8 protein-coding genes, 1 pseudogene and 1 other annotated feature are annotated in these 12,428 nt (G+C 35.6%); of the genes and pseudogenes, 4 read left to right on the top strand and 5 right to left on the bottom strand.

Translation table 11 applies throughout. The annotated features are described in order from the left end of the window. Positions 1–955: 955 nt before the first annotated feature. Together ACIQ1H_RS06485 and ACIQ1H_RS06480 are read left to right on the top strand one after the other, a co-directional pair. A pseudogene (locus ACIQ1H_RS06485) lies at positions 956–1,168 on the top strand (disulfide oxidoreductase); the annotation flags it as partial. A gap of 81 nt (positions 1,169–1,249) precedes the next feature. Next, positions 1,250–1,870, top strand: a complete 621-nt coding sequence (locus ACIQ1H_RS06480; RefSeq protein ID WP_402887420.1) for a class I SAM-dependent methyltransferase — start codon at positions 1,250–1,252, stop codon at positions 1,868–1,870. 261 nt (positions 1,871–2,131) lie between these two features. Here ACIQ1H_RS06480 and ACIQ1H_RS06475 read toward each other — a convergent pair whose 3' ends face one another. The 4 genes from ACIQ1H_RS06475 to ACIQ1H_RS06460 all read right to left on the bottom strand — a co-directional run bounded on the left by ACIQ1H_RS06475 (position 2,132) and on the right by ACIQ1H_RS06460 (position 7,789). After that, a complete protein-coding gene (locus ACIQ1H_RS06475; RefSeq protein WP_402887419.1) occupies positions 2,132–3,325 on the bottom strand; it encodes an MFS transporter in 1,194 nt (397 codons plus the stop codon). A gap of 228 nt (positions 3,326–3,553) precedes the next feature. Beyond that, a complete protein-coding gene (locus tag ACIQ1H_RS06470; RefSeq protein ID WP_402887417.1) occupies positions 3,554–4,777 on the bottom strand; it encodes an amidohydrolase in 1,224 nt (407 codons plus the stop codon). Continuing rightward, a complete protein-coding gene (locus ACIQ1H_RS06465) occupies positions 4,774–6,021 on the bottom strand; it encodes an amidohydrolase (RefSeq protein WP_402887416.1) in 1,248 nt (415 codons plus the stop codon). Before ACIQ1H_RS06465 ends, ACIQ1H_RS06470 begins: the two co-directional genes overlap by 4 nt. Before the next feature lie 544 nt (positions 6,022–6,565). Beyond that, the gene (locus tag ACIQ1H_RS06460; protein WP_402887414.1) at positions 6,566–7,789 is read right to left on the bottom strand and encodes an amidohydrolase; all 1,224 of its coding nucleotides are present in this window, start codon (positions 7,787–7,789) and stop codon (positions 6,566–6,568) included. Positions 7,790–8,200: 411 nt separating this feature from the next. On the opposite strand from ACIQ1H_RS06460, the gene ACIQ1H_RS06455 reads away from it, so the two are divergent. Next, complete coding sequence (locus tag ACIQ1H_RS06455; RefSeq protein WP_402887412.1) at positions 8,201–9,076, top strand: LysR family transcriptional regulator; 876 nt, start codon at positions 8,201–8,203, stop codon at positions 9,074–9,076. A gap of 532 nt (positions 9,077–9,608) precedes the next feature. Here the strand turns inward: ACIQ1H_RS06455 and ACIQ1H_RS06450 are convergent. Next, complete coding sequence (locus tag ACIQ1H_RS06450; RefSeq protein ID WP_402887410.1) at positions 9,609–10,973, bottom strand: amino acid permease; 1,365 nt, start codon at positions 10,971–10,973, stop codon at positions 9,609–9,611. A gap of 82 nt (positions 10,974–11,055) precedes the next feature. Next, positions 11,056–11,308, bottom strand: a binding site (T-box leader). A 348-nt stretch (positions 11,309–11,656) separates the two neighbouring features. On the opposite strand from ACIQ1H_RS06450, the gene ACIQ1H_RS06445 reads away from it, so the two are divergent. Beyond that, complete coding sequence (locus ACIQ1H_RS06445) at positions 11,657–11,932, top strand: YqhV family protein (protein ID WP_172771477.1); 276 nt, start codon at positions 11,657–11,659, stop codon at positions 11,930–11,932. Positions 11,933–12,428: the final 496 nt, after the last annotated feature.

Raw genomic sequence — 12,428 nt, 5'->3', positions numbered from 1 at the left:
CTGCATAAAAATTTATGCAGTTTCTAAAATTCTCTTCCATTTCATAATCTTTTCGTCGTTTGTACATATTTTATTTTCACTTGAGGTCTACCAAAGTGCTGTTCAAACGTTCTCTCAATGTAAAGTAATTCATCTTCTAGTAAAAGCTCCTGAACAAGATGAAAAACTTGCGGGAATAAGGTTTAATGATTCTACGGTGAAATAGTTAGATTTTTGACAAGCTGAAAAAACCATTTGCTCTACTCGCTTTTCAATTGCATAGTTCTTAATAAATCTTGACCTATTCTTCCTCAATCTTAATAAATCTTATTTTATATTCATCATGAAGTGCTGAAACAAGAAAAATCAGGCTACTTAACCCATTGAGAAATGGGAATTAACTAGCCTAAAAGTGATTAAGCGTGTATCTAACTCTAGTTTTGGTTATAAAATTGTAATAGTTTGTAATTTAATGATTTTTTAAAGCTTATAAATTGTATTTAGAGAGGATTTATTAAATGAATTTATTAATACTGCCAATCTATTTTTTTTATTATTTTATTTGCAAAATAGAATGCTATCCATGTTAATATAACGGGAATAGCTAGATGATACATCCAATTATTCCCTAATAAGCTGAAGATGAATTGAAAAAGATCATATAGTAATGCAACACTTGCATAGATAAGTATTTCAATGAATGGATATATACTTCTACGTATTATTGCGAATATCATCCCCACAACTAATAAACCTATACTAAAAAATATCAAAAAGTTCACCTCATTTTTTCGGTTTATAACTATGTGCGTAAACTACTGTCCAGCAGGTAAATGTAAGTTTCCATCTTGATCGTACAAGTATTCCAGATTGTTTACAAACGATATTGATTCGCTTTATTATACTTATAGGTAATAGATTCATTTTTCCCTGCATTTTTCACGCTTTTTGCAAGACGATTCCCAGCCTCATCATACTTATTGGTGGCTGCATATCATTAATACACTATCTTGAACAGAAGATTCCTGGCTACGGTGGATTTAAACCGTGTGTAAGTGGTGTCCCTTGTAATATTCAATATATAAATTGGTTTGGGTTTGTATCAATCCCCTTTCTTGCGTTAACAGCCTTTGCGCTCATTACTATTAGTATGTTAGTGATGTCTCGAGCTAAAAGGTTGGTGGAGTAAGGTCACTCCTAGCTTCGGAGGCTTCACAGGATTTAAGGAATTCAAATGCTTCGATATTACTGTAGAAAGGTGGATAATATATTGAATAATACGTGGAACAAGATTATTTACAAAGTGGGCTCTTCTTTCTACGATAAATTTTTTAATACAGGTATTTTTTTAAAGACTAGGAAAAGAATTTTTCAAAAAGCCCCTTTTCAAAGTAACCAAAAAATCTTATATGTAGGGATTGGTACTGGAGCTGATTTAGAATTAATTAACTATGGTGATTTTGATATTACAGCTATTGATTATTCTCCTGACATGCTAGCTAAAGCTAAACGTAAATTCGAGCACTCTTCAATTGAATTTTTAGAAATGGATGCTCAAAATATGACTTTTGAAGATGAATCATTTGACTATATTGTAGCGAGTTTAATTCTCTCTGTCGTTCCTGATGAAAATAAATGCTTTGGAGAGATGATAAGAGTTTTAAAGAAGGATGGAAGAATTCTGATCTTTGATAAATTTGCTGCTAAAAATCAAAAATTAACACTAACAAAAAAACTGTTAAGGCCTTTTATAAGCATATTAGGAACAGACATTGGTCGAAGTTTTGAGGTATTGTTTAGTAAGAATAAACACAGGCTTAACATTTTAAAGGATGACCAAGTTATGTTAAGGGGAATGTATAGATATATTGAAGTAATTAAAGTTAATTAACCTTAAAAGGCTTACTCAGAAATAGGCATAGCTGAAGAGTGCTATGCCTATATTTAAAACTGAACTTATTGAAGGTTTTTTCTTAGAAAGAAAACATTCTAGTATTAAACGAGACCTACTAAAAAGCTAATTTACCTATAAGATAAGAATACATAGTAATGTTTATTAAGATCGAGCGTGATTATAGAACCGAAAAAGAGTAGCTTTGGCTACTCTTTACAGTATGGATCATAATGATTTCATTCAATAAACATGTTAATTCTAACGATATTTTTTATTGCCAATCAAAAACGTCAAGACGAACATCATGACATACAGCAACATAATAATCGCAAGCGTATACTGATGATTCGCCGTCCAGTCAAAGACAAGTGCAATTAGAAGTGGCAATAAACCACCAATGATGAAACCACCTGTCTGCATCATCGCTGTCCATGAACTCGCCTCTTCTGCAGTCTCTGTCTCATCAAGAGGTAAAAGCAGTGCTATTGGGAATAGACCACCAAGGGGAATTCCCATGATGAATGCGCCAACCCACATAAGTGAATGAACCCCCGTCCAGAACAGTACGACTGCTAACATCCCAGCTACTAGGATCAGCAATAGCCAAAACTTCCGTGCAGGAAAACGCTCCATTAGCAGCGGTAGAAGGATGTTAAAAAATATTTGAACCGTCGTCATTATACTCAGGAGTGTACCAGCCTGTAGTAAAGTCAACCCTGAAGACGTTGCAATCGGCGCAAGCCATGTAATGATTGAAAAGAACGCGGAAGATTGCAATCCGAAGAATAGCAAAAATAACCATGCCTTCCGTGATTTCCACGGAGATTTCATCTTGTTTCGCTGACTTGTCGCTTTAACAGAATTGATTTGCGGACCTTCCATCTGTCCTTTCATCGCTAAGAACCATGCGACAAGACCAATTAGCGCAAGTATGGACCAAATGCTTAAGGCAAAAAAGTAAGACCCGGTAGTGTCAAAGAACACCGCTGTCAAACCCGCACTCGCTGCCGATCCCACTCCCATCCCGAAAGAATAAATTCCGATGACTGACGCAGCTTTGTCAGGAAAATACTGTTTGATCATTGCTGAAAGAAGCGGTCCCACTACTGCGATTGCGATTCCGATAATAAATGCTGTAACTACAAGCACTATAAATCCTGAAATAAAGCCACGTAAAGCGGTCATTACACCGATTAGAGTTATCATTACAGCCATCGTTCTTAACAATCCAAATTTCCGATTCAATAACGGAGCCAATGTGGCGAAAATCCCCATACAAATGACTGGTACTGCTGTTAACAGGCTCACTTGCGCATTTGATAACGATAATTGCTCACGAATGGTTTCCAGCATTGGGCCAATAGATGTAATTGCTGGACGCATATTTATGGCGATTGAAAAAATAGAAAATATTAATAGAATTGAATTCCATTTTTTCGTTTCTTTAGACATTAGTACTTTCCTTTCTTTCATAAAACATTTAATAAAAAAATTAATCTTACATTAAGTTAATCACTCTGATGCAATTATTGCCTTATCATAAAATTCTTTCGAACTAAAAAAATTTAATTGTTAGTGAGAATTCGTAAAGTGAGCAAACATAAAAACAACCACCTTATCAATGAAGTCAGAGGTTATTTTTATTCCACTTCTTCATTAGATGATTTTCGTCGAACCCTTCTAATGTTTTGATTTGTATAACCTACCTTTATGCATCAACTGTCTTTTTTTCGGTAGCCTTGCAACTGCCTCTGCACTGCAGCTGGCATCTATAAATACAAAGCTTGCCTCATCCCCAACCATAGGCCACACTTGTTCACCTTCACCATTCAGTGGTGTTACGCCTTGTGTAATTAAACTTAAACTTTCACGTAACGAGCGTTCGCTTGATTTTCCAGTGTATTCGCAAAAATTATACACTTTTTCTAAAATATCACCTGGCACATATGGACTCCAAGAATCAAAAAAACCGTCACAGCCCAAGGCAACTTTAACGCCTTGCGCTATCATAATATCAATTGGAATGAGTTGAGAGTTTATAGAAATAGGAATAGTAGACATTATTCCCGCATTATACTCGCTTAATTTTTTGGCAAATTGCTTTTGCATAGGAGGTGTCAATTTACTTAAACCAAATGCATGGCTAAAAACAGTGGCTCCCTTATAATCTTGTTCTTTCACCATATCCAGCCATTTATCCATAGTATAGAAACCTACTTGTCCTTTATCATGCAGATGCATGTCGACATCCACATTGTACTCTCTAGCTATATCCATTGTGACTTGCAGTAATTTTTCGATGTCTTTATCGATGCCTGACGGGTCAAGTCCCCCTAAGATTGTTGCACCAGATTCCAATGCTTGTCTTAATAAGTCAGGCATTTCTTCATGCTCAAGTAAGCCTTGTTGTGGAAACGCGACAATTTCGTATGTTACATATTGATCATAAGTTTTTAGTGCTTTTTTAACGGCTTCTAAATTGCTTAATTTAATGTATGGATCAATATTGACATGTGTTCGAATATGATTCACACCATTACTCAAATGCAGTTCAATCATGGCAGATGCCCTCTGTTCCGCAGTTTCAACAAGTTCCTCTGATTCAGCTGCTTCAAGAGCCAATCTCTCGGATAAACTTTTCACAGGACGACAAGCTTTCCATCCTAATGAAAGGTAGGTCTTATCCAAATGATTATGCATGTCTTTGAATGCAGGAAGAGCTAATTTCCCTTCCATATCAACTGCATTTGCGTCCAAGACATTTTCAGTTGCGGGCATAATCGTCTGAATTACTCCTTCTTGAGCAACTTGAATATGAAACAGATCGGTTTTTGTTTGAATGCTCCCATCTCCATACGTTGTTTCACCAATTTCTAATCGAACGTTTCGTAGCCAAGTACTCAACGAAATTCCCCCTTTAGCTCTATCTCTTCTTCATGGATTATGTTCCCTTTTGAAATTACTGTCGAAAGCGGACACTGTCTAGCAATTAGATGCGCAGAGCTAACTGCATCAACGAGTAACGCATTGGCTACATCACCAACTTTTGGCCACTGTTGCTCCCCATCTTCATTTAATGGTGTTAATCCTCCTGTCGCATATTTCAAGGATTGTCCAATATGCCACTCATCGATGTAGCTAAAACGTTGTACAAACTGATTTAATTTATGGATCGTATCGCCACTTCCAAATGGGGACCAGTGATCAATCAGGCTATCATGCCCAAAAGAAACTTTTACGCCCCGATCATACATATATTTCACAGGAATTGTAATCGGACCTATTCCTATTGGAACCGTTGTTGTTACGCTAACATTATTTGCAGCCATTTGATCTAGCAAATTGTCTAATGTTTGTTGTGGCAAGTCCGCTAATGCATATGCGTGACTAAGGGTTACTTCCATTTTGAATGATCTTTGTTGGATTTCATTTAGAATATGTTGGATTTCTAATGCCCCTAATGTGTTTTGTTCATGTAAATGAATGTCAATTGCAACATCGTATTTTTCGGCTAATTGAAAAGTTGTTTTTAAAACTTCCCTGCTATTACGATCTACTAAAGCAGGGTCAACCCCTCCGATATGAGTAGCGCCCATTTGTAATGCTTTTTCAAGAATTGTTAAAAACTCTGGACCATTCCGTAATATACCATGCTGTGGGAATGCGACGATTTCATATGTTACTTGATCTTGGTAACTTTCTAACACATGCTTTACTATTTCCATATGCTTCGTCTCAATATGCGGGTCAACATTTACATGTGTACGAATATGTGTATGTCCATTTTTTATATAATGCTTTACCATAGCATGAGCTCTCTCTGCAGCTACATCCAGTTGTTTAGGCAATATAGTCGCTTCTTCTTTAAAACGAGTAAAAATCCCTTCTGTAGCTGGAGATGGTGCTTTCCACTCGCCACCGAAGTATGTTTTATCAATATGTGTATGCATTTCTTTGAACGACGGAACGAGTAGTTGCTCTTTAGCATCGACTACTACTGCATCATTTGCTTCAATTGTTGTAGATATTTCAACAAACTTGCCATTTTCAATCAAAATATCAACTATTTTCGTTTCGGTAGCTGTGACAAAAGATTGATCATACAAATACCCTGTTTCCAACCGCACATTCTTTAATAATAATGCCAAACCAATCTCTCCTTACATATATTTCTTTGTTTTATAGAATAAACTTAAGAGCTTTTAAAACTTACGTGACTTGCACTCGCTTAATAAATAGAGAACAAATCAGACCAATAATAGCTATGACGACAGCAAAGGTATATGCATTTTGAATGCCATGGATTAAGCACCTGCCTGAACAGCAACATCATGAGATTATTAACGTGAGATGATGTAAAGCAATATTAAGGGATGTTTCACTAAACATGCCCATAAATCCACAAATGAGTAAGGAGATTATTGGTGGTACATTTCTCAACGGACTCCTTTGAATGTCAGACATTATATACCTTCCTCAACTCCTTTAATTGTTTAAAAACAATACCTAGTTACCACTTCACCATATTAGATTTATTTAATATTTGTAAAATTCCAATAAATTAGCTCGCAGAATAATGATTGCAAAATCTAAAATCCTAGCAACTATTCTGTGAGCATTCTAGTCCATCGATATTTAAATTTGGAATGTCTTACATACGGACAGAATGATTCAAGTTATTATTTATAGAGTTTATTTGAGAGAACTTGAAACTAATTGCCCTCTGAACATTGTAGCTACTCGCTTGGCTCTCCGTGCAACTGCTTCAGCAGAACAAGAAGCGTCGACCAACACAATATTTGCCTCATCGCCAACTTTTGGCCAAACTTGCTCACCTTCATAATTAAGAGGCGTCTTACCGTCAGTAATATAGCTGAGTGCTTGTGCCAATGAACGTTCATCCACCCAATCAGAAATTTCAGCTAAACGTCCAACATTTTCTAAAATATCTCCATTACCAAACGGTGACCAAACATCAAAAATATTATCGCATCCTACTGCAACAGACACGCCATTTTGTCGTAATAGGCCCATCGGAGGAAATTTCCGATTAATTGGCACACTAGAAATAATCGTAATTCCCGCATCGGCAAGTAATATAGCCATCTCTTCAGCTTGAGATAAAGGGATATCTCCAAGCCCAAAAGCATGACTAATCGATACTTTTCCTTGCAAACCAGCTTCTATTGTTAACTGAGCTAGTTTCTTTATTGTAAAAATCCCTAAATGATTCGGATCATGCAAATGCAAGTCGATTCCTGCTTTTCCTTCTACAGCTAATTCCACCATTGCTTTTAATGAGGCATCAATATCTCCATCTACAGTAGCTGGATCAACACCGCCAACATGTGTCGCTCCATTTTGTAATGCTTTTCTTACTAACTCTCTTGAATCTGTACGTAATAAGCCATGTTGAGGAAAGGCAACAATTTCATGCGTTAATTTCCCCTTATACGAGTGCAATGCTTTTTGAACTTCTTCTAAATTTTTTAATCCGAATTCTGGATATATATCTACATGTGTACGTACATGCGTAATACCTGATTTCACATATATTCCAAGTAACCTTTCCGCACGTTCCTGTGTGGTCGTCTTCAGCGAAGGAAGAACCTCTTTTTCGATTTCAAGACGTTCAAAGATATTACGCACGGGTGTTACAGAACGCCATCGATCACCAAGCAATGTTTTATCCAAGTGGCAGTGTTTTTCAATAAAAGATGGAAGTGCCAGTAGATGTTGCGCATTTTCCCTTGGCAAATCATCGTTTATCTCCTCAATAGAAGATATTATTTTTTCAATCTTTCCGTCTTTAATTAGCAAATGGAAACAATCCGTATGTGTAGCAGTTACTACGCCATCTTCGATTTGGAAGCTTGTCTCTAAACGTGTATTTGTTAACCAATAAGTAGAACTCATTTCATCCAATCCCTTCTATCAATCATTAAGCATATCCTAAGAATTTAACTCACCCCAGCGTTGATACACCATAATACTATCTTCATCCAACTATTGGACGATTAGTTAATGTTGTAATTGCTCCAGCTCCTCAATAAATCAATAAAGGTTTCTATGTCTCCTTCTGCAGTCGTGGAAAATAACCGAAGTTCCAAATTTTTATTTGATTGTACAGGTGAACTTTCCCCGTATTATAGAGTCAAGTTACTTGTGGTAATCATAACTACAAGGAAACTTTAAAAATCCCTTTCAGATTTAAATAGCCAGATTCCCCTTACAAAACATGTTATCATGAGGTTACGTATATGAAAAATATTAATAATATTTGTTTTACTAATGTTTTTCATATACCTAATGGAAAGGATGTTAATTATGGATATTAGGCAACTACGCTATTTTATTGCAATTGTAGAAGAAAAGAAGATTTCTGCTGCTGCTAAAAGACTTCATATATCCCAACCACCATTAAGCCAGCAATTGAAAGCAATGGAGACGGAACTCGGTTCAAAATTAGTTGAGCGAAGTGGGAAATATTTAGTAGTGACAGAGGCGGGAAATGCCCTATACAAAAATGCTTTAGAAATAACTCAATTGATGGAGGAAACCAAAACAGAGGTAATGGAAGTCGGGAAAGGCATAAATGGAAGATTAACAATTGGGGTAAACACTTTTTCTGTTAATGGATTGTCGCATATTCTTGAGCAATATCAAAAACAATTTCCAAAGATTACTTATAAAATTCAACAAAATGAATCTTCTATTCTTTGTCAATTAATCAGAGATCGAATTGTGGAATTAGCAATTATCCGCATGCCATTAAATTTGGACGATTTTTCTGTCCTCCATCTCTGTAACGAACCTTTTTATTTCATCACATCTAGAAAGCAGACTTCATTTGATCAGGAAGTAACACTGGCTGAAATTCAACATTACCCACTCCTAATTCCTAGTACTGAGGGTCTAGGTGTACATTACTTAATACTAGAAACTTTTTCTCGATTTAAACTTCATCCTAATATTGTTGGAGAATGTTCTGATATCAGTCTTTTGATGGATCTAGTTACAGCAGATTTTGCTGCATCTGTTATTCCAGAAACCTTACTTCATCGCTTTCAAGGATATCCAATAAATGCTTATCGGATAGCAAGCACAACCGAGTTGACTGGATCAGTCGGATTAATATGGCTAAAAGATCATAGCTTGTCCAAGGCTGCTCAAAACTTTATAGAGGTGTTTCAAAATGTATAAAGATTTAGTCTTCAAATACACCAAATTCGATTCTAAATTTAACAAATATCAGTACTTATTAAATTGATATACTACAAATGCCATGATTAAAGAGCCCAAGGTGTGGATCGCTTGAATAAAAAAACATTCTGTAACAACCAGCTAAGTTTGTCACTCGTTTGAATAATTTATAAAAATATTGGATAAATCTTCATTAAACAATAATTAGCATTATTTAAACGAATAATCCCCTTTTAAACGATAAATTATGAGTAACATCCGATATTTAGAAAGTGGCGTCTAAGGTATTTATATTATGTAAACTAAAATTATTTGGCGAGGAGGAGGGCTTGGATACGTCGATTACCTATAGTGTTTTTTGCTTCAGTTCCTAATAATTTTCGTATGAATGATAACTCTCCTTTTGGATAATGGGATGATTACTTTATTGATTATAATGCGATGAGCGCTATCGAGATTGAAAACAACCTACCGTTGCCCATCTCGATAACGCTCATAGCTAATATCGGTCACTTATTTTGCAAAGCATGAATTACTTTTTCACATTTTTTGCTTTGTAACCAATAAATAAGATTAAAAACCAAACTGGTGCGACATATAGCGCAACACGCATATCTGGAATAAACGCCATTAACACAATAACCATTAATAAGAATGCTATGGCAATATACGTTGAAAGTGGATAAAGCGGAATTTTGAATTTCAGTTCAGCTACTTCCTCTTTCGTTTTTGACTTTCTAAATTTCAATTGAGCTAATAAAATAATCATCCAGCTTGTAATGACTGCAACTGTTGCAACAGCAGAAATATAGATGAACACTTTTTCAGGTACAACATAGTTTAAGACAACTGCAATTAATAACATTGCTGAAGAAAATAAAATCCCTCTATGCGGACTACCGTTTTTGCTTACTGTTTTAAAATATTTCGGACCATTTTTTTGGACCGATAAATTGTGTAGCATACGTCCTGAACCGTATAAACCACTATTAAATGCAGACATTGCTGCTGTAATTACAACAAAGTTGATAATGTGAGCCGCAGCTGGGATGCCGACATAATCGAAAATTTGAACGAACGGGCTACCTTCTGAACCAACTTCGTTCCAAGGGTAAATCACCATCATAACGCCTAATGCCCCTATGTAGAAAATTAAAATACGCCAAATGATGTTGTTAATAGCTGAAGGAATTGACTTGCTAGGATTTTTTGCTTCTCCTGCAGAAATACCTACTAATTCAACCCCACCGAATGAGAACATAACTAATACGAGTGACATTAAAATTCCATGGAAACCGTTTGGTATGAAGCCACCGTGTGCCCATAAGTTATCGAAACCAATTGCTTCCCCTTGGTTGCCAACACCGAAGAAAATAATGGCTAATCCTAGCACGATCATACCGATAATTGCAACAACTTTAATCATTGCAAACCAGAATTCGAATTCGCCATAAGCTTTTACATTTGCTAAGTTTACAAGTGTCATAATGATAAGTACTACAAGGGCAGTTAACCATTGTGGAATATCAGGGAACCAATAGTTAATGTATACACCGACTACAGTTAATTCTGCCATGCCAACGACAATCCACATGAACCAATACGTCCAACCAGATAAGAACCCGGCAAAGTGTCCTAAATATTTATTCGCGTACGTACTGAACGAACCTGATACAGGTTCTTCTACTGCCATTTCACCTAATGCCCGCATAATTGTGAAAATAACTAAACCACCAATTAAATAAGCTAGTAAAATAGATGGCCCTGCCATTTGAATTGTTGAACTAGAGCCATAAAATAAACCGACTCCAATGGATCCGCCAAGTGCAATAAGCTGCATATGACGCGTACTTAATCCGCGCTTAAGCTGTGAATCTTCTTGATGATTGTCTTTCATAATGTCATACTCCTAATACGTTTAGATTTTCAAATACTTTGCTTAAAAAAAGGAATAAAAAAAAACGCCCTTTTGGATTGACCAAAAGGACGATTCAACTCGTGTTACCACCTTTAATTTATAAGTAATTCACATTACTTACCTTAAGAAGTACGGTCATTTAGACGATACTCTCGCACATGATTACGGATGCTTACCGGTGTAGCCTACTTAGAATGATCTTTTCGGTACACAGCTCCAAGATGAATTCTCAATCGTTTTACATGCACCTCTCATCAACCGGTAACTTTCTGTTCGTAAAAATAATTGATACTATTTCTTTTCATAGCCTTTGTTCTATACAAATATTTTTGAATTGTTTTTCATTTTACAGAAAAAAATTATTTTGTCAATATATTTTTTAAAATTTCCTCATAATCGGCTAAAATTACATATGACATTTTACTATAAAAATACTACTCACAAGAGCACAACGGATTTTTACAATAATGTCACGTTTTGAAATATTTCTTTATTCTTTTAACTAGAAAATCACTTTTAAACGTAACACTATTAATGAAAATATAACAAGTATATTTAATACGAACGATACATATATTGATTTTAGTATTTCATTAAAGCAGAATTTCATAATTATTCTAATAATGAAATTTTAATAGAAGCGAAAATTCTATAAAGGTAGGATGATGACAATTATTGAAAAATCTCTTCTTGCTATGGTTATTTTACGTGTATTGTCTGGAAGTATTGAAGTAAGTGCTGGATTTTTAATGCTCAAGTTAAATAGTTTAGAAAAAGCATTTTATATTAATACAATGCTGGCATTGGTTGGTCCAACAGTTTTAATTGTGACGACTGCAATTGCTTTGTTTGGACTAGCTGATAAAATTCCTGTGATGAGAATCGTTTGCCTATTTACGGGTATTACACTTATTATTCTTAGCTCACATATTAAGTAATGCTAATGAAAAATCTAACGACGACTGCTCAATACTCGTACATATCAGGACTTTTTGGGCGTTTCCTAAATTAGGTAAACGAGACTAGGTTCTACATTAGTAGAACCCACAGACTATAGACAAACTCGAAATTTTTCGAATTTGTCTATAGTCTTTTTTTATTTAAAACTAATCTAGGCGATGACTACTGCCGTTGATTTCCGTTATGGGCAGTCGCTTTCCGCGGGCACATCGTAAGCCGCAACCCTCGCTAGCGCGCGATCTGTTGCCGTCTTACGTATTGTGCGTTCTAAGCAGTAGTCGTCCGTCCTTCACTCCAATCAGCTTTATATGTATTGCTAGCAGTCTACTATAATTATGCAAACAGCTTCATAAGGAGGGGATGCTCGAAGAGAATGGCAACAAGAAAGAAAGAGCCCATTTTTTACAATAAAAATAACAAAAGGGATTAAGATTTCTATTCTCAATCCCTTTTGTCGACAAGCTGTAGGTCCTA

The organism is Lysinibacillus sp. NPDC097279 (assembly GCF_044761745.1).
Lineage (GTDB): Bacteria > Bacillota > Bacilli > Bacillales_A > Planococcaceae > Lysinibacillus.
The sequence above is the reverse complement of the archived record's forward strand: the minus strand, read 5'-3'. Positions and strand labels throughout refer to the sequence as shown.